Origin of the sequence: Streptomyces sp. NPDC005017, from assembly GCF_042873115.1 — a bacterium.
GTDB lineage: Bacteria > Actinomycetota > Actinomycetes > Streptomycetales > Streptomycetaceae > Streptomyces.
Window position 1 is genome coordinate 93,898 of record NZ_JBIALD010000015.1, and the last position, 21,256, is coordinate 115,153.

At 72.5% G+C, this 21,256-nt stretch carries 15 protein-coding genes and 1 pseudogene; 4 read left to right on the forward strand and 12 right to left on the reverse strand.

Going from position 1 to position 21,256, the window contains the following annotated elements; genetic code table 11:
• Nucleotides 1–78: 78 nt before the first annotated feature.
• The 3 genes from ACFYR0_RS23085 to ACFYR0_RS23095 all read right to left on the reverse strand — a co-directional run bounded on the left by ACFYR0_RS23085 (nucleotide 79) and on the right by ACFYR0_RS23095 (nucleotide 3,794).
• Nucleotides 79–1,035 carry a transglycosylase family protein gene (locus ACFYR0_RS23085; RefSeq protein ID WP_389331071.1) on the reverse strand — a complete coding sequence of 319 codons (957 nt, stop codon included), beginning with the start codon at nucleotides 1,033–1,035 and terminating at the stop codon, nucleotides 79–81.
• A gap of 266 nt (nucleotides 1,036–1,301) precedes the next feature.
• Complete coding sequence (locus tag ACFYR0_RS23090; RefSeq protein ID WP_389331074.1) at nucleotides 1,302–2,633, reverse strand: cytochrome P450; 1,332 nt, start codon at nucleotides 2,631–2,633, stop codon at nucleotides 1,302–1,304.
• Nucleotides 2,634–2,726: 93 nt separating this feature from the next.
• Nucleotides 2,727–3,794, reverse strand: a complete 1,068-nt coding sequence (locus ACFYR0_RS23095) for a nucleoside triphosphate pyrophosphohydrolase (protein WP_389331077.1) — start codon at nucleotides 3,792–3,794, stop codon at nucleotides 2,727–2,729.
• A 109-nt stretch (nucleotides 3,795–3,903) separates the two neighbouring features.
• On the opposite strand from ACFYR0_RS23095, the gene ACFYR0_RS23100 reads away from it, so the two are divergent.
• Entirely contained in the window at nucleotides 3,904–4,095 is a 192-nt protein-coding gene (locus ACFYR0_RS23100) for a hypothetical protein (protein ID WP_389331080.1), read from the forward strand.
• On the opposite strand, the gene ACFYR0_RS23105 is transcribed toward ACFYR0_RS23100, so the two are convergent.
• The 4 genes from ACFYR0_RS23105 to ACFYR0_RS23120 all read right to left on the reverse strand — a co-directional run bounded on the left by ACFYR0_RS23105 (nucleotide 4,067) and on the right by ACFYR0_RS23120 (nucleotide 9,724).
• Nucleotides 4,067–4,711: a SurA N-terminal domain-containing protein gene (locus ACFYR0_RS23105; protein ID WP_389331083.1), complete on the reverse strand. Its 645-nt coding sequence runs from the start codon at nucleotides 4,709–4,711 to the stop codon at nucleotides 4,067–4,069. The two genes, ACFYR0_RS23100 and ACFYR0_RS23105, sit on opposite strands and share 29 nt — an antisense overlap.
• A gap of 206 nt (nucleotides 4,712–4,917) precedes the next feature.
• Nucleotides 4,918–6,402: a protein kinase gene (locus tag ACFYR0_RS23110; protein ID WP_389331362.1), complete on the reverse strand. Its 1,485-nt coding sequence runs from the start codon at nucleotides 6,400–6,402 to the stop codon at nucleotides 4,918–4,920.
• Between the two features lie 38 nt (nucleotides 6,403–6,440).
• Entirely contained in the window at nucleotides 6,441–7,166 is a 726-nt protein-coding gene (locus ACFYR0_RS23115) for a hypothetical protein (RefSeq protein ID WP_389331086.1), read from the reverse strand.
• Between the two features lie 248 nt (nucleotides 7,167–7,414).
• Nucleotides 7,415–9,724 carry an N-6 DNA methylase gene (locus ACFYR0_RS23120; protein ID WP_389331089.1) on the reverse strand — a complete coding sequence of 770 codons (2,310 nt, stop codon included), beginning with the start codon at nucleotides 9,722–9,724 and terminating at the stop codon, nucleotides 7,415–7,417.
• A gap of 215 nt (nucleotides 9,725–9,939) precedes the next feature.
• On the opposite strand from ACFYR0_RS23120, the gene ACFYR0_RS23125 reads away from it, so the two are divergent.
• A complete protein-coding gene (locus ACFYR0_RS23125; RefSeq protein WP_389331092.1) occupies nucleotides 9,940–10,623 on the forward strand; it encodes a hypothetical protein in 684 nt (227 codons plus the stop codon).
• 182 nt (nucleotides 10,624–10,805) lie between these two features.
• Nucleotides 10,806–11,597, forward strand: a complete 792-nt coding sequence (locus ACFYR0_RS23130; protein WP_389331095.1) for a hypothetical protein — start codon at nucleotides 10,806–10,808, stop codon at nucleotides 11,595–11,597.
• A 15-nt stretch (nucleotides 11,598–11,612) separates the two neighbouring features.
• Here the strand turns inward: ACFYR0_RS23130 and ACFYR0_RS23135 are convergent.
• Together ACFYR0_RS23135 and ACFYR0_RS23140 are read right to left on the reverse strand one after the other, a co-directional pair.
• Nucleotides 11,613–11,927 (reverse strand): annotated as a pseudogene (locus ACFYR0_RS23135) (N-acetyltransferase); the annotation flags it as partial.
• Nucleotides 11,928–11,948: 21 nt separating this feature from the next.
• Entirely contained in the window at nucleotides 11,949–12,713 is a 765-nt protein-coding gene (locus tag ACFYR0_RS23140; protein ID WP_389331097.1) for an HNH endonuclease family protein, read from the reverse strand.
• A gap of 139 nt (nucleotides 12,714–12,852) precedes the next feature.
• Here ACFYR0_RS23140 and ACFYR0_RS23145 point away from each other — a divergent pair, with 139 nt between their 5' ends.
• Nucleotides 12,853–13,050 carry an antitoxin gene (locus ACFYR0_RS23145; RefSeq protein WP_389331100.1) on the forward strand — a complete coding sequence of 66 codons (198 nt, stop codon included), beginning with the start codon at nucleotides 12,853–12,855 and terminating at the stop codon, nucleotides 13,048–13,050.
• 388 nt (nucleotides 13,051–13,438) lie between these two features.
• On the opposite strand, the gene mfd is transcribed toward ACFYR0_RS23145, so the two are convergent.
• The 3 genes from mfd to ACFYR0_RS23160 form a co-directional block, all read right to left on the reverse strand.
• Nucleotides 13,439–16,972, reverse strand: coding sequence for a transcription-repair coupling factor (mfd, locus tag ACFYR0_RS23150; protein WP_389331103.1), 3,534 nt, complete (start codon nucleotides 16,970–16,972; stop codon nucleotides 13,439–13,441).
• A gap of 566 nt (nucleotides 16,973–17,538) precedes the next feature.
• The gene (locus tag ACFYR0_RS23155) at nucleotides 17,539–20,118 is read right to left on the reverse strand and encodes an ABC transporter permease (protein ID WP_389331106.1); all 2,580 of its coding nucleotides are present in this window, start codon (nucleotides 20,116–20,118) and stop codon (nucleotides 17,539–17,541) included.
• Nucleotides 20,115–20,903 (reverse strand): ABC transporter ATP-binding protein, encoded by a 789-nt coding sequence (locus ACFYR0_RS23160; protein WP_389331109.1) that lies wholly within the window; start codon nucleotides 20,901–20,903, stop codon nucleotides 20,115–20,117. Before ACFYR0_RS23160 ends, ACFYR0_RS23155 begins: the two co-directional genes overlap by 4 nt.
• Nucleotides 20,904–21,256: the final 353 nt, after the last annotated feature.

The following is a 21,256-nucleotide window of genomic DNA, read 5'->3' on the forward strand; positions in this document are numbered from 1 at the left end:
ACGATCAGGGCGTCTGAGACTCATCCCACACTTTCGCCAAAACGGACATTAGCCATCGAACCGTGACGTGAACTCCCGCTACTTTTCGCCCGGTTCGATACCTACCGCAAGCTTCTGACCGGGCACGATGAGGTTCGGATCGACACCGACCGTCTCGCGGTTACCGGCGTACAGCTCCGACCATCCGCCCTGGAGCTCAAGGGAGTCGGCGATGCCCCAGAGACTGTCGCCCTCCCGGACGGTGTACTCGCCGTCGGCGGCGTCACGCGCGGCGGCGCCGCTGCGCGAGGCGTGACGGCCCGCCGTGTCGCCGTCGCGGCCGTCCTCGGCGGCCGCCTCGCCGTCGGCGCCCGCGCCCTCCTCGGCGCTCGCGCCGCGATGCCGGCCGGTACCGTCCCCGGCCGAACTGTCCGAAGAGCCACCGTTCTCGCCGGACTTGTCCGAATCCTCGGCGTCACCCGCCCCGGAGCCGTCGGCCTCCCGAGACGGGCTCGGGGACGCGGAGGCGGTCCCGTCGGCCTCGGAGTCGGAGTCCGAAGTGGTGGAACTGTCCGACTTGGTCGAGTTGCTGGAATTGCCCGAACCGGCCTCCGAGGAGCCGGAGTCACCGTCCGAGCCACCGTCCGAGTCCGATCCCGACGCACCGGACGAGTCAGAAGTGTCGGTCAATCCCGAAAGTCCCGAATCGTCCCCGTCGGCACCGGTGCCGGCGTCCGCCTCGCCCGAGTCGGCCGTGAGTCCCACGAGCGGACCGCACGTCGGCCACGCCGCGACACCCTGGTCCGCGAGAACGCGCTCGGCGACGGCTATCTGCTGGCGCCGGCTCGCCTGGTCGGGACCCGGGGCGTACTCCAGCCCGCCGTAGCTGTCCCAGTCGAGCTGGCTCAGCCTCAGCCCGCCGTACTGCCCGTACCCGTCGTTCGCGCTCCAGGCCCCTCCCGTCTCGCACTCCGCGACCCGGTCCCAGGTGGAAGCGTCCGCCGCGCTCGCGCCGGAGGCGCCCAGCAACGGGATGGCGATGGCAGAGCCGGTCACTCCTGCCGCGACGACAAGAGCCGGAGCCTGACGGGGGCGACGGTGACGACCGTTCCCGGAGAGCATGCGGAGACCTTTCGGGCGACAGCAACGACCGGCGCGGCGGGTACTGCGAGGCGCCGCGCTGATGGGTGAACGTATAGGCAGACGATCACTTGTCACAAGTTCATGCCGCGCAGATCACGTGAAGATCACAGTGTTGATGGTGTGTCACCTTTGCCCGCGTCAGTTCCACACGGAGAACGGCACGGTCGGGTTGCCCCGGTCTATAGGGATTGGCGCATCTGGTCTGCCGGTTCCGGCGGGTCCACGGGCGTGAACTCGACCGGCAGCGTGCGCAGGCCCCGCATGATGAGGCCGCCGCGCCAGCGCAACTCCTCCGGATCCGCGGCCAGTCGCAGATCCGGCAGCCGGGTGAGCAGGGTGGCCAGCGCGGTCTGCCCCTCCAGCCGGGCGAGCGGGGCGCCGAGGCAGTAGTGGATGCCGTGCCCGTATCCCAGGTGCTGGTTGTCGCGGCGCGCGAGGTCCAGCAGATCCGGGTCGGTGAACCGCTCCGGGTCGCGGTCCGCCGCCGCCAGCACCACCAGCACCGGGTCGCCGGCCGCGATGTCCTGCCCCCCGATCGTCAGCGGCCGGGTGGCGAACCGCCAGGTCGCCAGCTCCACCGGGCCGTCGTAGCGCAGCAGTTCCTCCACCCCGGTCGCGAGCAGACCGCTCTCCCCCGCCGCGAGGGACCGCTGCAGCCGCTCCCGCTCACCGGGGTGGGTGAGCAGCGCGTACGTCCCGTTCCCGATGAGGTTCACGGTGGTCTCGAACCCGGCGAACAACAGGATGAACGCCATCGCCGCCGCCTCGTTCTCGGTGAGGTGCTCCCCGTGGTCGGAGGCGCGGATGAGGCCGGAGATGAGGTCCTCCCCCGCCTCCGCGGTCTCCGGCAGCGCCTCCCGCTTGCGGTGGATCAGCTCGGCGAGATAGCCGCGCATCTTCTTCACCGACCGCGCGACCCCGCCGCGCGGCCCGCCGCCGTGGCGGATCATCATGCCCGCCCAGTCCCGGAAGTCGTCCTGGTCCTCGCGCGGAACGCCCAGCATGTCGCAAATGGCGTAGATGGGCAGGGGGAAGGCGAACTCGTGGATGAGGTCGGCCGAGCCGCGCGCCGCGAACCGGTCGATCAGCTGGTCGGTCAGTTCCTGCACCCGCGGCGCGAACTCCGCGACCCGGCGCGGTGTGAACGCCTTGCTCACCAGCCGCCGGAGCCTGGTGTGGTCCGGTGGGTCGATGTTGAGCAGATGCGTCATCAGCTCGGCCTTGCGCTCGCCGGGGATACCGGTCTTCCCCTTGGCGTGCGCCGGTTCGTCGTGATGCTCCGGGTTCTTCGACAGCCGCGCGTCCGCCAGCGCCTGCTTGGCATCGGCGTACCGCGTGACCAGCCAGGCCTCCACCCCGCTGGGCAGCCGCGTGCGGTGCACGGGCGCGTGCTCGCGGAGCCAGGCGTAGGCGGGGTAGGGGTTGGCCGCGAACTCCCAGCTGAAGAGTTCGGGGGCGGCGGGGGCCGTGCCGTCGGGTGTGGGGCTGGTGGGGTGGGGCTGGTTGGTCACCGACCGACGGTATCGGGTCGGTCCTCCCCTCGGACCGGCCCACCCGTCGGGTCGTCGGTCCTCCCCCACGACGCCCGGGCTCCCGTGGGGTGGTCAGTCCTCCCCTTCGAGCCCGTCCTCCCCCTCGGCCGGTGTGCCGACCGTCTCCGCCTCGCGTATCGCGTCACGGTAGGCGCGGGCCGCCGCTCTCAGGGCCGCCTCCGGGTCGACTCCCTCGGACTCGGCGCGCACCGCGAGAGCCAGCAGCTCGTAACCGATGGCGCCGGTGCCGGGCAGGGGGACGTCCAGTCCGGCGGTGCGGGCCCGGGAGGACAGCTTCGCGGCGAGGGCGAGGCCCGGCTGATGAAGCGGGATGCCCTCGGTGACGGAGGTGCGGCGCTTCTCGACGGCCTTGGTGCGCAGCCAGTGCTCCTTGACCTCCTCGGGCGTGCTGGCCGTCTCGTCGCCGAAGACGTGCGGGTGGCGGTGGATGAGCTTGGCGACGATGCCGCCGGCCACGTCGTCGATGGAGAACGGGGCCTCGGGGTGCTCCTCCGCGATCCGCGCGTGGAAGACGACCTGGAGCAGGACGTCGCCGAGTTCCTCGCGCAGTTCGTCGCGGTCGCCCTCCTCGATCGCCTCGACCAGCTCGTACGCCTCTTCTATGCCGTACTTCGTCAGGCCCTCGTGGGTCTGCCGGGACGACCAGGGGCACTCGGCGCGGATGCGGTCCATGACCTGCACGAGGTCGAGGAGCCGGGCTCCGGGCAGGTCGTAGGAGGCGGGGAGCAGTTCCAGCTCGGGCATCCGTACCCGGCCGGAGCCGGCGAGGCGGGCGAGGCCGTCGGTGAGGGCCGGTTCGCCCTCGCCGGTCGCCACGACCACCACGGTGTGCCCGCCCACGCACGCGTCCACCAGTTCCCCGGCGGTCGGGGACGCCTCGGCCACGGCTATCCCCGCCTCGCGCAGATACGGCAGCTGCGGATGGGCGCCGTCCGCGCACAGCACCTCGTCGGCGGAGTGCAGTGCCTGCCAGGCGGGCCAGGACAGCAGGCCGGGGGCGACCCGGTGGCTGGTGGTGAGCAGGACGATGCGGCCGGGGGCGTCGTCGGGCTTCGGGTACTCCTCGGACTCCTGCGGCTCCCGGGGGTCCGGGGTGGCTTCGATGCTGGTTGCGTTCACGATCCGAACGTAACCCAAGCCGTCGAGACGGTGTCGGGCGTTGTCCACAGGGTGGGGGCGATCATCACATCATCCGCCTGCCCGCGTGGAGCGGCGATCACGCCGGGGTGTGGGCCCGAGGTCCGGCGGACAGGCAGGCGGCGGGCCCACACCCCGGCCCGCCACCACCGACACCCACACCGGCATCGACCTCGACACCCACACCCACACCCACACCCACACCGGCACCGGCACCGGCACCGGCACCGGCACCGGCACCGGCACCGGCATGGTCACGCGGGCTGCTGGGCCCCGGTCGTGACGTCCCGCACCCACGGTGTCTTCGCGTCGACGCGGCCCACCTTCTGGGTGTCCCAGGTGCCGTAGCGCGGGTTCAGGTCGATGTCGAGTTCCTCGGAGGCCTCGGAGAGGGCCTTCCAGAAGGCGGGCTGGCTGGTGTCCGTTTCGAGTTTCTCGGCGAGCTTCTGGGCCTCCAGCTGGAGCCGGAGGTTCTCGTCGAGGCGCTGCGGCGCGACGGAGTACTGCTGCAGCCAGGCCGTCCGCAGGGCGTCGGCGCCGCCGGCCTGTTGTTCGAGGCCGGCCCGCATCTGCTGGACCTCCTTGCGGCTGATGGTGATGCCGGCGTCCTCGGCGGCGTGGTGCAGGACCTGGTCGAGGACCATGCCGTGGAGGGTGTCGCGGGTGAGCGTGCCGGTCCTGGCGACGACCTGGGCGTACTGCGCGTCGTCCGGCACCGCCGCACGCTGGGCGTCACGGACCTCCTCGACCCGGTTCTCCAGCTGCGAGACGGTGATCCGCTGGCCTCCGACGACGGCGGCCGCGCCGGGGTGCGCATCGTTTCCGCAGGCGGTGAGCAGAGGAGCCGCGGCGGCGATCGCTGCGGTGAGGACGAGCGCGGTGCGACGGCGGCGGTGCAAGGAGACCTCCCGAGGAGATTGTGCGACGGTGCACAAAGTCTTGCGATGATCGATGGTAGGCAGCGGCACAGCTCTGGCCAACCCATTCGACCAACGATTCACCGGGACTTCGGGCACCGTCCCGCACGCGCGCGTGCGGGACGGGAGTGTTCCGAGGGACGCGAGGTGCGCCCCCGTTGCCCGTGCCGGCCCCCGGAGGGTGCGCGTCAGCCGCGCACCTGCCCCAGCCACTGGAGGGTGCGTCGGACGTCCGCGGCCAGCGGATGCCCGGGCCCGCGCAGCCGCTCCACGTCGTGCAGCAGCCGTACGAGGGTGTCGTGCGCGGCGCCCCGGTCGCCGAGGGCGAGCAGCAGATGGCCGATGCGGCGGCGGACGTCGTGGGCGAGCTCGGGGTCGCCGGAGACGTACTGGTTCTCGTAGTACGGCAGCAGCTCGCGGTAGGCGGCGAGCGCGGCGGCCGGTTCGCCGAGCTGTTCCAGGCACTGGGCGGCGTCGTAGCGGTAGCGCAGGGACTGCGGGTCGGCCTGGCCGGCCTCGGCGGCGCGTTCGTCGGCGAGCCTGCGCAGCTCGGGCAGGGCGCGCCGGTACTGGCCGTCGTCCATCAGCGTGGCGGCGTACTGCTTGCGCAGGGTGCGGACGACCGGGGAGTGCTCGCCGTGCTGCTCGGCGGCGGCCGGCAGGATCGCGCCGAGGATGTCGACGGCCTGGGTGATGCGTCCCTCGCCGAGCAGCCGCTTGACCTCGTCGACCGCGCGGGCGACGTCGGGCCGCTCCTCGACGGGGGCGACCGGGGCGGGCTGGGGCGCGGGCGTGCGCGCACGGTCCGGCCAGGGGGCGTGCGGGCGCAGGAAGGGGCGTGTGGGGTCGAGGGGCGCGCCCGTGGGCGTGCCGCGCGGGGGCAGCAGCGAGGAGAGCTCCTCGTACACCTCCTGCGCGGAGCCGGGCCGGTGCTGCGGGTCCTTCGCGAGCAGGCGCAGGACGAGGGACTCCAGCGCCTCGGGCACCTCCGGGCGCAGCCGGCGTACCGGCAGCGGGGGCTCGTAGAGGTGGCGGTGCAGCACGCCGAGCGCGGTGGAGCCGGCGAACGGAACGTTCCCGCTGAGCAGTTCGTGCATCAGCACACCGAGCGCGTACAGGTCCGTGTACGGGCCGACCGCTCCGCCCATCGCCTGCTCCGGCGCCATGTAGGCGGGTGATCCGATGGGCGAGCCGGTGTGCGTGAGGCGCGTGGTGTCGGTGTCCATGACGGAGGCGACGCCGAGGTCGAGGACGGTGACCGTGCCGTCCTGCTTCACCATCACGTTGCGCGGCTTGAGGTCGCGGTGGACGATCGGCACGGCGTGCACGGCGCTCAGCACGGCGCACAACTGCGCGGCGACCGCCACCGCCCACCGCCACGGATAGGGGTCGTGCTCGGCGAGATGGTCGGAGAGGTCGGCCCCGTCGACGTACTGCATGACGAGGAACAGCTCCTCGCCCTCGCTGCCCGCGTCGTGCACCGTCACCAGGCCGGGGTGGTCGACCTGGGCGGTCACCCGGCACTCGCGCACGAAGCGGCGGCGCAGCTCGTCGGCCTCCTGGCCGGCCACCTTGTCGGGGCGCAGCAGCTTCACCGCGACGCGCCGGTCGAGCCTCTGGTCGTACGCCGTCCACACCTGGCCCATGCCGCCCTGCCCGATGAGCGTGGCCAGCTGATAGCGGTCGGCGACGACTCGCCCTGCCGTGACGTTCACCTTCCGCCCTCGGGCCGGCCGTCCTGGCCGTCATGGTTGCGCAGGTAGTTGCTGAGCTCGTCGAGCTCGGCGCGCACCTGGTCGATCCGGGCCGGTCCGGGGCGCTGGGCCGGCGGGGTGTGCGCCGGGGGCGCCGGGGCGGCGGGCATCGGCGGCGGGGTGTGCGCCGGGGGCGCCGGGGCGGCGGGCATCGGCGGCGGGGTGTGCGGGCCGCCGTGGGTGTTCGGGACCGGGCCCTGGTTCGGTACCGGCGTGTGCTGCGGGCCCGGCGTCCTCGGGGTGACGGGCGGGTGCTGCACGGTGGTGGCCGTACCCGGGGCGTATCCCCCGGGCGCGGGCGGGTAGCCGTACGACGGCTGGGTGCCGTAGGTGCCGTAGCGCAGCTGGTGGAAGTGGCGTACGTCCGCGGCGAGGTAGTACGCGATCACCACCACGAGCGTGCCCAGCAGCAGGGCGAGTCCGGTCCAGCCGCCGGCCGTGTGGATCTCCTCGCCGGGCTCCGTGCCGAGCAGCACGACCGCCAGGATGTCGACGGCCAGCACGGCCACGAACAGGCCCCAGTCCAGCGACTTGCGCGTGACGATCGCCAGCCGCAGCAGCATCGTCCACGTGAGGAACCCGAGACTGAGGACCGAGATCGCCACGAACAGCACGCGCAGAAAGACCAGCCACCCGGTCGGGGGCGGCTGCCTCGACGGCTGCGTGTAGCCGTGGCCATGCATGACAGCTCCTTGCCTGTGCCCTGGGACGGGCCTACGGAAAGCGGCCGGCGTCGGGCAACGCCGGTCCGGTGATTGTCGCTTCGAGCGTATAGGCCGACAAGGACAACCGGTCCCGGGTTGTACCGAACCGTTGTCGTGCTGATCACGTCGTACGGCGGCGGGGTGGGGCGGGTGGTGCGCGCGGGGGCCGCCGGGGGCCGGGTGGGGGGCCGGCCGCAGGCGTATCGAGTCCGCCGGGACGCGGCGTCTCAGTCCGGTGTCACCGAACCGTCCGTCAGGCCGTCGTACATCCCGCGCACGAGCTGTTCCCCGAGTCGGCCGGCGAGCCGCAGCGCCCGTTCGAACTCGTCCAGGGCGCGGAACCGCGCGCCGTAACGCCGCTGTTCGTCCAGCGGGAGCCGGGGCAGCTGCAGCCGCCGTACGTCGAGCCGGGTGGCGGTGGAGGCGTAGCTGCTGGCCTGGCGGTTGTTGGCGGTGCCGCGCAGGAAGCCGGCCAGGAACCAGGGGTCCAGTGCCGTGGGGTCGGGGCGCAGCAGGGCAAGGTTGCGCCCGAGGGCGGCGCCAGCGGTCGCCTCGTCGACGACGCGCGCCACCGAGCCGCCCCCGAGCACGGGCACGACCACGTCGCCGGGCTCGGTCAGCACGGCCTCCTCGTCGCTCTCGGGCAGGGTGCCGGAGGGCGCGGTTCCGGCCAGCACGTCGTGGTCGGTGAGGACGGGCACGCGCGCGTGGCCGCCGTTTCCGCCCGTGCGCAGGGCGACGGCGCCGCCGCGCGCGAGTTCGCCGACGGTCGTCAGCGGCCAGCGCGCGGACTGCGCGGCGCCCGACGCCGCGGGGGTGAGGTCGGCCGTCAGGCGCAGGGTCTCGTCCAGGCGCTCGCGTACGGCGGTGAGCTGCTCGGCGCCGTCGGCCGCCGCCGGGGGCGGCAGGTGGCGGGCGGGGGCCAGGTCGACGTCGTCGTCGAGGAGTTCGATGACGGGCACCGAACGGGCCACGCCGGGCCGGCCCTCGACGGTGCCGTCGCGGTCGAACTCGCGCCAGGCGCCGAGCACCGCGTCCTGCACCGCGCGCCAGTCGGGGCCGCCCCGCCCCTCGCCGGCGAACTGCCCGGCGTCCGCGAGCAGCACCTCGGGCTGCGCGGGCGTGCGGCCGGGCCGGTGCAGCACCCACAGGTGCAGGGGGATGTTGTAGGGCGGCGCGGCGCCGACGGGCAGGGCGAGGACCGCGCGCAGCGCGCCGCGCCGCAGCAGGTCGGCCCGGATCCGGCGGCCGGAACGGCGGGAGGCGGCGGCGGGCGGCATCAGCAGCACGGCGGTGCCGCCCTCGCGCAGCCGGGCGAGCGCGTGCTGGACCCATGCCAGCTCGGACTCGGTGCGGGCGGGGAAGCCGTACTCCCAGCGCGGGTCGTAGGCGAGTTCGTCATGGCCCCAGTTGCGTTCGTTGAACGGCGGGTGGCAGACGACGGCGTCGGCGCGCAGCCCGGCGAAGGCGTCGGCGCGCAGGGTGTCGCCCGTGGCGCCGCGCACGGCGGCGTGGGTGTGCAGGGCGAGCCGCAGGGCGGTGAGCGCCGCCAGTTCGGGTGCGCTGTCCTGGGCGTACAGCTCCTGGTCCGGGCGGTCCGCCACGGCGCGCAGCAGGGCGCCGGTGCCGCAGGCCGGGTCGAGGACGGTGCGGGCGGGGCCGGCCAGATCGGCCATGAGGCGGGCGAGTTCGGCGGGGGTGAGGGTGTACTGGCGCGGGTTGGCGTCGAGGTGGCGGCCGAGCAGGAACTCGAAGGTCTGCCGGGCGCCCAGTTCGGCGGCCAGTTCGGCCGCACCGCGCAGGAGTGGGGCGGAGGGGAGGATCTCGGGGCCGGTGGGGATGTGAACGGCGCCCGCGGTGTTGACGGGTCGGCCGCTGTTCACAGGCCGGGCGCTGTTCACACCGGCTGCCGGGGCGTCGTCGCCGCCCGATGCGGTCGCTCCTCCGGTGTGAACACCTGTCGCGCTTCCTCGGGAGGGCGGGGTGTTCACAGCGACGCCGCCTGTCGCGCTCCCGGGGGTGCCGCCGGGTGTGCCTCCGGGAGGGTTCGCCTCCGCGCCACCGGCGCCGCCGCCAACAGCGCCGCCACCTGAGCTGCTGCCACCGGCGCCGCCGCCTCCCGCGTTGCCCGCTCCCGCCCCGAACCGCGCCACCAGGACCTGCCGCAGCGCCTCCGGCAGCATGGCCGCCAGGCGTTCGTCGGAGCCCGCGCTCACCTCCAGCCAGACGGTGGGCCGGTCGTGGATGAGGAGCAGGGCGCAGCCCGCGTGCGCGAGTGCGGCGACCGGGCCCTCGGGGTGGCCGGCGAGCTGCTGCCAGACGCGTTCCCGCAGGGGCACTTCGGCGAGTTTGCCCTGGCGGCGCAGCCAGGCCTCGACCTCGGCGAGGGCGAAGGACGGGCTGGTCTCGGTGCCGCCGACGGGCTTGGGGAAGTCGGCGTGGCGGCGGCGCCAGTTGCTCACGGCCGCGCGGCCGACACCGGCGAGCCGTGCGATTCCGGCGGCGGTCACCTCGGTCGCGTTGTCCTGCACCGGCATGCGCTCTCCTCGTCCCGTGTGTGGCGTCGAGCATACCGACGTAGGCAAGACCCACCGATTCACGAGCCATAAGCGAGAGTGCCGCATTCACGCACGTGTACACACTCAACACCGTGAACCATGTTGACTCGGTTCACAATGCATGCTCTTATTGACCCAGCGAACAAGCGGCTGCCCGATCAGAGGCGGTCACTGCTACGGGGAGGGGAACTGCCATGGGCATGAAGGGCAAGATCGCGCTGGGTGCGGTCGTCGGTGTCGTCGTCATCGGCGCGGTCTCGGCGAACGCCGGTGACAACGGGAGCGGCACCGGCGGCTCGTCCACCAAGGGCGACGACAAGGGCACCTCCGTCTCCGCCGGCAAGAAGCCGGGCGGCGCCGGGGCCGCCGAGCAGAAGAAGCCCTCCCTCGACGGCGACGGCGAGTACCAGGTCGGCGGCGACATCAAGCCCGGCACCTACCGCAGCACCGGCAACACCGACGCCATGTGCTACTGGGAGCGCGCCAAGGACGCCTCCGGCGAGGTGGACTCCCTGCTGGCGAACGACAACGTCAGCGGTACCAGCTATGTCACCGTCAAGCCGACCGACAAGCTGTTCACGTCCAGCGACTGCGGCGACTGGGAGGCCGTCGACCCGAAGGCGAAGGGCGGCAGTGCGGCGACGTCGATGGCCGGCGACGGCGGCATGTTCAAGGTCGGCGTCGACATCGCCCCGGGCACCTACAAGTCCACCGGCAACACGGACGACATGTGCTACTGGGAGCGCACCAAGGACGCCGAGCACTCCATCGACTCGATCCTCGCGAACGACAACGTCTCCGGCAGCGCCGTCGTGACGATCAGCGCCTCGGACGCCTACTTCAAGACCTCCGGCTGCCAGGACTGGAAGAAGGCCTGACCCGGCCGGGCGGGTCCGGGAGCGTCCCCGACCCGCCCGGCCGGACCGTGCACACGGCCCTCACCCCGGGGCACGGCGAGACCGCGCGCCACCCCGCACGCCCGACCCCCGCACCGCACGCCCCACCCCACCCTCGCTTCACCCCCACCCCACACCCGCACCACCACCCCCGAGGAACAGCCATGCGCCGCACCACACTCACCGCTCTCTGCCTCGCCGCGACGACCGCCGTCGTCCTGACCGGCTGTTCCGGCGACGACACCGACCAGGCCGGCAAGTCGGACAAGGCCGCCCCGTCGTCCGCCACGGCCGCGCCCCGCGCGAGGGAGCCGTTCCCCGGGCTCTCCGCGGGCGAGATCGTGGACAAGGCCTTCGAGGCGACCACCGCCGCCCGGTCGGTACGGGTGAAGGGCGACATGCGGGACGACACCACCGGCGGCCCGCTCACCATCGACCTCGCCCTGGACAAGAAGGGCGACTGCGTCGGCACGCTCAGCGCCGACGGCGGGAGGACCGACCTGATCAAGACCGGCGGCACGGTCTACATGCGCTACGACGAGGCGTTCCTGCGCGCCCAGATGAAGGGCGAGCCGGCGGAGGACGTCGAGGCGGCCGTGGACATGCTCGCCGGGACCTGGACGACGACGGCCGAGGACTCCGAGGCCTCGGAGATCGGCGGCCTCTGCGACCTCGACACCCTGCTGGGCGACGACACCGGGACGGGCGGCGAGACCTCCTCCGCCACCCGGGGCGCCACCACCACCGTCGGCGGCAGCCCGGCCCTGGCCCTCCAGGAGAAGGACGGCAAGGAGACCGCCACCCTCTACGTCGCCACCGAGGGCACGCCGTACGTCCTGCGGATCGACAACCGGTCCGCCGACGAGGCCGGCAGCCTCCTCTTCAGCGACTACGACGAGCCGGTCGCGGCCGAGAGGCCCGCGGGCGAGATCCTCGACCTCGACGACCTGGGCTGAGGTCCGGCGCAGGGGTCAGAACACCCGCCGCGTCCAGACGTTCGGCTCGACGTACACCGCGTGCCCGTGTGCCGGCGAGCAGCGCACCGGGGCCGGCGCGTCCGGCACCCGGACCTCGCCCTCCGTGCCGAAGGGCAGGCCGGTCCGGCCGCGCCGCTCCTCCAGCGAGGCCGCCACGGTCATCGACGCGGGCGCCACCGACTCCACGGCGGCGCCCGCGCGGGCGGGCGTCCGCAGCCGGGGGTCGTGCGGCAGACCGTCGGCGCGCACCCGGAACGCGTACTCCTCCATGGGCGTGCGGGGGTCGAGGTGCTTGCTGTCGCCCCGAACCCGCCTGCCGGGCCTAGGGGTTCAGGCCCCGCACTGCTCGAGCATCATGGTCCTGTCGGCCGCCGTCACCGCGAGGTCGTACTTGAGGGCCACCTGCGCGAAGCGGACGGCGTAGGAGCAGCGGATCGCCTTGTTCGGGGGCAGCCAGGACGCCGGGCCCGAGTCGCCCTTGGCGGAGTTCGTGCGCCCCGAGACCGGGAGCAGGTTCAGTGCGTCGTTGGCCAACTGCTCCCGCTTGTCCTTGTCCCAGCGGGCCGCGCCCATCTGCCAGGCGTACGACAGCGGCACCACGTGGTCTATCTGCACCTCGGTGGCCCTCGCCTTCTTCCAGGCGATGTCCTTGCCGGTGTAGGGGTCGTACAGGTCCATCGAGACGACCACGCAGTCGGAGCCGGACCGGAACCGGACGTTGCGTCCGTGGAGTTGCAGCAGGTCGTTGCGGGTGTCGCAGCCGTTCCTCGCCAGTGGCACCCCCTCCGCGGTGTCCATCCACGCGTAGCCGAACCTGTCGCGCTCGTATCCCGTCCTCGGCCCCCGCCCCTTGGTGCGCAGCTCCTCGATGAGCTCGCGGGCGGCGGTCTTGTCCTGCCCGGTGGTCACGGGCGCGAGTCCGGCCTTCGTGCCGTCCGGGTTCCTGAGCGGGGTGACGGCCCGTCCGTCCGGCGCTGCCGGTCCTGATCCGGCGGAGGACCCGCCCTCTCCGAGGCCCTCGCACCCCGAGACGAGCAGCACGGCGGCCGTCGCCACCGCCGCCGCACCGACGACACCACCCCTTGGACGTGCCACTCCGCGCCCTCTCCTGGAACACCCTTGTCTGCACGCCACGGTAGCGGGCGAGAGGTCCAGACCATATAGGGCCTAAGTGCACATATCAGACAAGTCGAGCGTATCGTCGGTTCTGAGTCACCCTCGGAAGGAGCTCTGGATGGGCATCTTCGACAGGTTCAAGCACCACAAGGCGGCCCAGGACAAGGCCCAGGACATGTCCGACATGGCCGAGCGCAAGGCCAACGAGAGGACGGGCAACAAGCACGAGAGCCAGATCGACTCCGCTCAGCAGCAGATGGAGCAGAGGCTCGGCATGGACCGCGACAACCCGCCCGACCAGCGGCAGCAGCCGTAGGGGCTGAGCCTCACGGATCACATCCGGCGGCGCCCGGACGGCCCGGCCCCGGGTCCCGGCCGCCCCGCCGCCCTCGCGCCCCCGGCGCGCACCAGGGCCTGGCCGGCAGACCCCCGGGCCTGCCGACAGGCCCTCCGCCTTGCCGATCACCGACGTCGTCCCCGACGGCAGCAGCCCGGACGACAGCACCGCGACCCATCCACGGGTCGCCGGGGAGGCCGGCGAGGTGGCCGGTGCGCCGGGGGCCGAGGGACGGCACGGCGGAGGCCCGGCGAGGCGGCCGGTGCGCCGCGGGCCGGGGGACAGCACGGCGAGGCCCGGCGGCCCGGCCTCACCCGGGCCGGCAACCGCCCTCACCGCCCGGCGCGCCGCCCCGCATGCCCCGCGCCTACGACCCCAGCACCGCCGCCAGGAACTCCCCCACCCAGCCCAGCAACTCCCGCCCGACCAGCGGCTTCCCGCCCACCTTCGCCGTCTTCGGACGCGGCACCAGCACCTGGTGCGCGGCCGGCTTGATGACGGACCCGGGGTACAGCCGCTTCAGCCGCAGCTCCTGGGACTCGCGCAACTCCACCGGCGCGAAACGGATGTTGGCGCCCTGAAGGACGATCTCGCCGACCCCGCAGGCCCGTGCGAGCATCCGCAGCCCGGCCACCAGCAGCAGGTTCTCCACCGGCTCGGGCAACTTGCCGTAGCGGTCGACGAGTTCCTCGCGGACGGCCTTGATGTCCTCCTCCGAGTTGGCGGAGGCGATGGCCCGGTAGGCCTGGAGGCGCAGCCGCTCGCCGGGCGCGTAGTCGTGGGGGACGTGCGCGTCGACGGGAAGCTCGATCTTGACCTCCAGCGGCGGCTCCTCCTCGATCTCCCCCGTCTCCAGCTGCCGCCGGTAGTCCGCGACGGCCTCGCCGACCATCCGGACGTACAGGTCGAAGCCGACGCCCGCGATGTGGCCCGACTGTTCGCCGCCGAGGAGGTTGCCCGCGCCGCGGATCTCCAGGTCCTTCATCGCCACGTACATGCCCGCGCCCATCTCCGTGTGCTGGGCGATGGTGGCGAGCCGCTCGTGGGCGGTCTCCGTCAGCGGCTTCTCCGGCGGGTAGAGGAAGTACGAGTAGCCGCGCTCACGGCCACGGCCGACACGGCCGCGCAGCTGGTGCAGCTGGGACAGGCCGAAGGTGTCGCCGCGCTCCACGATCAGGGTGTTGGCGTTGGAGATGTCGATGCCGGACTCGACGATCGTCGTGGAGACGAGGACGTCGAACTTCTTCTCCCAGAAGTCGACGACGACCTGCTCCAGCACCGACTCCGACATCTGGCCGTGGGCGGTCGCGATCCGCGCCTCGGGGACGATCTCGCGCAGTCTCGCCGCCGCCCGGTCGATGGACTCCACCCGGTTGTGGATGTAGAAGACCTGGCCCTCGCGCAGCAGTTCGCGGCGGATAGCGGCACCGATCTGCTTCTCCTCGTACGGCCCGACGAAGGTCAGCACCGGGTGCCGTTCCTCCGGCGGCGTGGTGATCGTGGACATCTCACGGATGCCGGTCACGGCCATCTCGAGGGTGCGCGGGATGGGGGTCGCGGACATCGTCAGGACGTCGACGTTGGCGCGCAGCTTCTTCAGCTGCTCCTTGTGCTCGACGCCGAAGCGCTGCTCCTCGTCGACGATGACCAGGCCGAGGTCCTTGAACTTGGTCTCGGAGGAGAACAGCCGGTGGGTGCCGATGACGACGTCCACCGAGCCCTCGCGAAGGCCCTCCAGGACGGCCTTCGCCTCGCTGTCCGTCTGGAACCGGGACAGCGCCTTCACGCTCACCGGGAACTGCGCGTACCGCTCGCTGAACGTGCCGAAGTGCTGCTGCACCAGCAGCGTGGTCGGCACCAGCACGGCGACCTGCTTGCCGTCCTGGACGGCCTTGAAGGCGGCGCGGACCGCGATCTCGGTCTTGCCGTAGCCGACGTCGCCGCAGATCAGGCGGTCCATCGGGACCGACTTCTCCATGTCCTCCTTGACCTCGGCGATCGTGGTCAGCTGGTCGGGCGTCTCCGCGTAGGGGAAGGCGTCCTCCAGTTCCCGCTGCCAGGGCGAGTCGCCGGCGAAGGCGTGGCCGGGGGCGGCCATCCGGGCGCTGTAGAGCTTGATCAGGTCGGCGGCGATCTCTTTGACCGCCTTCTTGGCGCGCGCCTTGGTCTTGGTCCAGTCGGCGCCGCCGAGCCGGTGCAGGGTGGGGGCCTCGCCGCCGACGTACTTGGTGATCTGCTCCAGCTGGTCGGTGGGGATGTAGAGGCGGTCGCCGGGCTGGCCGCGCTTGGCGGGGGCGTACTCGACGACGAGGTACTCGCGGGTGGCGCCCTGCACGGTGCGCTGGACCATCTCGATGTAGCGGCCGACGCCGTGCTGCTCGTGGACGATGTGGTCGCCCGGCTCCAGGGTGAGCGGGTCGATGGTCTTGCGGCGCCGCGCGGGCATGCGGGTGCCGTCCTTGCCGGCGGCCTTCTGCCCGGACAGGTCGGTCTCTGTGAGGACGGCGACCTTCAGCGCGGGGTGGACGAAGCCGTAGTCGATGGACCCGCAGGCCACGTGCACGACCGACGGCTCGATCTCGCCGAGGTCCGTCTCCAGGCGGGCGGCGACGCCCTCGCCGCCGAGCACCTCGACGGTACGGGCGGCCGGGCCGTGGGCCTCGGTGACGAAGACGGTGCGCCAGCCGTCGGCGAGCCAGCCCTTGGTGTCGGCGAGCGCCTTGGCGGTGTCGCCGCGGTAGGTCTCGGGGGCGTGCATGCCGAGCTTGAGGGTGTCGGCCTCCAGCTCGACGTCCGCCGCGAACGGCGACACCGACCACCACATCATGTCCAGCTCGCGGGCCCGGTCGCGGACGTCCGCGATGGACCACAGGGAGGCCGCGCCCACGTCGATGGGCGCCTCGCCGCCGCCCGCGGTGGCGGCCCAGGACGCCTGGAGGAACTCCTGGCTGGTCGCCACGAGGTCAGCGGCCCGGGTGCGCACCCGCTCCGGGTCGCAGACGACGGCCATGGCGCCCTTGGGCAGGACGTCGATCAGCAGTTCCATGTCGTCGACCAGGACGGGCGCGAGGGACTCCATGCCCTCCACCGCGATGCCCTCGGCGATCCTGCCGAGCAGTTCGCCGAGTTCGGGGTGCTGTTCGGCGAGGGCCTGCGCGCGGGCGCGGACGTCGTCGGTCAGCAGCAGTTCGCGGCACGGCGGCGCCCACAGGCCGTGCTCGGCGACCTCCAGGGAGCGCTGGTCGGCGACCTTGAAGTAGCGGACCTCCTCGACGTCGTCGCCCCAGAACTCGATGCGCAGGGGGTGTTCCTCGGTGGGCGGGAACACGTCGAGGATGCCGCCTCGTACGGCGAACTCGCCGCGCTTCTCCACGAGTTCCACGCGCGCGTAGGCGGCTGCGGCGAGGGCCTCGACGACCTGGTTCAGGTCGGCGCTCTGCCCGGTCCGCAGGGCGACGGGCTCCAGGTCGCCCAGCCCCTTGACCTGTGGCTGGAGCACGGATCGCACGGGGGCGACGACGACGGAGACCGGGCCGGTCTCGGGGTCGTCGGCGCGGGGGTGGGCGAGGCGGCGCAGCACGGCCAGGCGGCGGCCGACGGTGTCGCTGCGCGGGCTGAGCCGCTCGTGCGGCAGCGTCTCCCAGGAGGGGTACTCCACGACGCCGTCCGGCGGCAGCAGCGAGCGCAGGGCCGCCGCGAGGTCCTCCGCCTCGCGGCCGGTGGCGGTGACGGCGAGGACCGTGCGGCCGCTCTCGCGGGCCAGGGCGGCCACCGCGAAGGGGCGGGTGGCCGGGGGGCCGACGAGGTCGGTGTGCATGCGGTTGCCGTCCGCGGCGGCGCTGATCGCTTCCGCGAGGGCGGTGTCCTTGACGACGGCGTCGAGCAGACCGTGCAGGCTCATGGAGGGGCTTTCCGTCCGGGGTGGGCAACACGAAGGGCCCGACGCGCGGGGCGGGCCGGGGTTCCCAGAGTACGTCGACGGGGGCGGGCCCACCTTGTGTTGAGGTCGCCGGGCGCCGTGGGTGGCTGGGCTTCGTCTGCGGCTGCGGGTCCGTTGGGGGGTTCGCGCAGTTCCCCGCGCCCCTGAAGCATGCGTCCGCGGTGGCCGGGCGTTGTCTGCGGCTGCGGGTCCGGTGTCGTTCTTGCGCAGTTCCCCGCGCCCCTGAAGGGCACCTCCGCGGCTGCGGGCCCGTTGCGGGTTTCGCGCAGTTCCCCGCGCCCCTGAAGCGTGCGTCCGCGGTGGCCGGGCGTTGGCTGCGGCTGCGGGTCCGGTGTCGTTCTTGCGCAGTTCCCCGCGCCCCTGAAGGGCACCTCCGCGGCTGCGGGCCCGTTGCGAGGTTCACGCAGTTCCCCGCCCACCTGGACGGCGTGCGACGGGGCGAGGGCCCGGCCCGGAGTCGAGGTGACTCCGGGCCGGGCCCCTTCCCCCGCAACCCCCGTGTGCGGTGGCTCGTGGCCGGCGGGCGGCTAGTCCGTGGCGATGGCGTTCAGGACGTTCATCCGGCCTGCACGGAAGGCCGGGACCAGGGCGGCGAAGAGTCCGACGAAGGCCGAGCCGATGAAGACGGCCGTGATCGTCGGCCACGGGATCTCCAGGACCTTCAGGCCCTCCAGTTCGAGGAGCTGCTGGGCGGTGGCGCCCCAGCCCATGCCCAGGCCGAGGCCGAGCAGCGCGCCGAAGAGGGCGATGACGACCGACTCCAGGCGGATCATCCGGCGCAGCTGGCGCCGCGAGAGGCCGATGGCTCGCATCAGGCCGATCTCCCGGGTCCGCTCGACCACCGACAGGGCGAGGGTGTTCACGACACCGAGGATCGCGACGACGATCGCCAGGGCGAGCAGGCCGTAGATCATGTTGAGCAGCTGGCCGACCTGGTTCTTGAGGGCTTCCTTGTAGTCGGTCTGGTCTCGGACCTGGTATTGCGGGTAGTTCTCCAGGGAGGCCTTGAGCGCCTTGTAGGCAGCGGCTTCCTGGCCGTCCTTCGCCGCGGCGAAGACGATCTGGTCCAGCGGCATCCTCTCGGCCGGCACGTACTCGGCGGCCGTCGTGATCGCCATGTACATGGAGCCCTTGTCGATCACGGCGTCGTAGCTGGTGATGGCCCGGACGGTGAGCTGCGCGGTGTCGCCGTCGCCGAAGGAGACGGCGATCTTCGAGCCGAGGCGGACGCCGTGGTCCTCCGCGAACTTCTCGTGGACCGACATCGAGTCGGGCCGGTAGGCGTCGGCCAGGTCGCCCTGGACCGTCTCGACGCGCAGGTCCTTGGCGTAGGTGGGGTCGGCGGCGGTGAGGCCGGTGTCCTTCAGGGTCTTGCCGTCCGGTGTGCGCAGGTCGGCCTGCAGCGTCCGGTACTCGGTGACGTGTGCCAGACCCGGTGTGTCCTTGACGGCCTGCACGGCCTGCGGGGTGAGGAGCTGGCCCCTGTCGTTGCCGATGATGAAGTCGGTGCCGACGCTCTTGTCGAGCTCGTCGGTCGCGGAGGCGACCATCGAGGAGCCGACGACGGACAGACAGGCGACCAGGGCCAGACCGATCATCAGGGCCGCGCCGGTGGCGCCGGTGCGGCGCGGGTTGCGCAGGGCGTTGCGCTCGGCCATGCGGCCGACGGGTCCGAACATCCGCAGCAGTACGGCGCTGAGGACCCGTACGACGCCGCCGGCGAGGACGGGGCCGATCACCACGAAGCCGATGAGGCTGAGGACGATGCCGAGGCCGAGGAACTGGGCGCCCTCGGCGGCCTTGTCGACGGTGGTGGTGAGGTAGAGGGCGAATGCGCCGGCGCCGGTCAGGACGAGACCGATGAGGGCGCGGACGAGGCCGGCCTTGCCGTCGGCGGGGGTGCCCGCGTCGCGCAGGGCGGCCATCGGGGAGATCCTGCCCGCGCGGCGGGCCGGCAGGTAGGCGGCGAGGACGGTGACGACGACGCCGAGGGCGAGACCGATCGCGGGGGTGGTCCAGGCGATGGTCAGGTCGTCCGTGGACAGGTTCATGTCCATGAGGCCCATGAGCTTCATCAGCCCGATGGCGAGTCCGACACCGGCGGCGGCGCCGAGGACGGAGCCGACGACGCCGAGCAGCAGCGCCTCGACGAGCACGGACCGGTTGACCTGCCTGCGGCTCGATCCGATGGCCCGCATCAGGCCGATCTCACGGGTGCGCTGGGCGACCAGCATGGAGAAGGTGTTGATGATCAGGAAGACGCCGACCAGGAACGCGATCCCGGCGAAACCGAGCATGGCGTACTTGATGACGTTCATGAACTCGCCGACGTCCGCGGCGTTGGCGTCGGCGACCTCCTCGGCGGTCTGCACCTTGTAGTCACCGTCGAGGGCGGCCGCGATGTTCTTCTTGACCTGCTCGTCGCTCAGGCCGGCCGCGGCGGTGACGTTGATGTTGGTGTAGACGTCCCTCTCGCCGACGAGGGCCCGCTGGGCGGTCGGGGTGTCGAGGTAGAAGATCGCGGCGCCGGGGTTGGTGACGGTGAAGTCGGCGATGCCGGAGATCTTCGCCCTGTGCGTGCCGACGGCCGTGATCACGGAGATCGGGTCGCCGAGCGCGAGGCCGTGCTTGTCGGCGGTGTCCGCGTCGACCATGACCTGGCCGGCGCCCTCCGGCGCGGTGCCGGAGGAGATCTTCATGGTGCGGGCCTCGTTGGCGTTCCAGCTGCCGACGATGGTGGGGGCGCCGCTGGACGGCGAGAGGCTGTCCTTTCCGGCGTCGACGACGGTGACGGAGGTGGAGAAGACGGCACCCTCGGCCGACTTCACCCCGTCGACCGTGCGGACCTTGTCGGCCACGGAGGCCGGCATGACCGGCGGCTTGCCGTTGTCGGCGGTGGTCTCGCCGGTGTCGGAGGCGCCCTTCGGGGTGACGCTGACGTCGGAGGAGGTGGCGGCGAACAGCTTGTCGAACGTCGTGTTCATGGTGTCGGTGAACACGAGCGTGCCGCACACGAACGCCACCGACAGCATGACCGCCACCGCGGACAGGGCCATTCTTCCCTTGTGCGCGAAGAAGTTGCGCATCGAGGTCCTGAGCACGGTCATGACGTACGCCCCCGGGCGTCGAAGTCCTTCATGCGGTCCAGCACCTGGTCGGCGGTGGGGTTGTGCATCTCGTCGACGATCCGGCCGTCGGCGAGGTAGAGCACGCGGTCGGCGTAGGAGGCGGCGACGGGGTCGTGGGTGACCATGACGATGGTCTGGCCGAGTTCGTCGACCGAGCGGCGCAGGAAGCCGAGGACCTCGGCGCCGGCGCGCGAGTCGAGGTTTCCGGTCGGCTCGTCGCCGAAGATGATCTCGGGCCGGGCGGCGAGCGCGCGGGCCACGGCGACCCGCTGCTGCTGACCGCCGGAGAGCTGGGTGGGGCGGTGCTTGAGCCGGCCCGCGAGGCCGACGGTCTCCACCACACGGTCCAGCCAGGCCTTGTCGGGCCTGCGGCCGGCGATGTCCATCGGGAGCGTGATGTTCTCGAGGGCGTTCAGGGTGGGCAGCAGGTTGAAGGCCTGGAAGATGAAGCCGATCCGGTCCCGGCGCAGCTGGGTGAGCTTCTTGTCCTTCAGGGCGGTGATCTCCGTGTCGTCCACGTAGATCTGACCGCTCGTCACGGTGTCGAGCCCGGCCAGGCAGTGCATCAGGGTGGACTTGCCGGAGCCCGAGGGGCCCATGATCGCGGTGAACTGCCCGCGTGCGATGTCCACGTCGACGTGGTCCAGGGCGACGACCCGGGTCTCGCCGGACCCGTACGCCTTGACGACCTGTCGCGCCCGCGCGGCGACGGCCGTACGCCCTCCAGTGCTCTTGTGCCCGGGAATGGTCACAGCCGAAGTCACGGTATGTCTCCTAAGTCGGTCATTGGCCGGTCGTCCGGGTCCCTCGGTGCCGAGGTGGCCGGCCGGAATCGCTCTTACGCCGATGAGTCTGGCCCCCGGGAGGGGTCCGGCGCGCTGGTGCCGGGCCCCGTCTTCACCGGGGGAAAACCCCACCCCCGAAGGTGTGGTGGGCCGCCCCTGTCGACGTAGGACCAGGTTAAGGACGGGGCCCGCGCCGTCTCGTCCTCCGGCGGGACGAACCCTCCCCGCACCGAAGTACGGAGATACCCCTAGGGGAGTCCGCCGCACGGCGGAGTTCTCCTGGGGGCCGGAGTAGTCCTCCGGTCGCCCTCGGCCTCCGCCCTGCCGCCGCG

Coding starts and splice junctions, on each gene's coding strand:
- ACFYR0_RS23115 (WP_389331086.1), bottom strand. CDS start 7,166: ATGCATGGCCACGGCTACACGCAGCCGTCGAGGCAGCCGCCCCCGACC.
- ACFYR0_RS23125 (WP_389331092.1), top strand. CDS start 9,940: ATGGGCATGAAGGGCAAGATCGCGCTGGGTGCGGTCGTCGGTGTCGTC.
- ACFYR0_RS23155 (WP_389331106.1), bottom strand. CDS start 20,118: ATGACCGTGCTCAGGACCTCGATGCGCAACTTCTTCGCGCACAAGGGA.
- ACFYR0_RS23145 (WP_389331100.1), top strand. CDS start 12,853: ATGGGCATCTTCGACAGGTTCAAGCACCACAAGGCGGCCCAGGACAAG.
- ACFYR0_RS23120 (WP_389331089.1), bottom strand. CDS start 9,724: ATGCCGGTGCAGGACAACGCGACCGAGGTGACCGCCGCCGGAATCGCA.
- ACFYR0_RS23130 (WP_389331095.1), top strand. CDS start 10,806: ATGCGCCGCACCACACTCACCGCTCTCTGCCTCGCCGCGACGACCGCC.
- mfd (WP_389331103.1), bottom strand. CDS start 16,972: ATGAGCCTGCACGGTCTGCTCGACGCCGTCGTCAAGGACACCGCCCTC.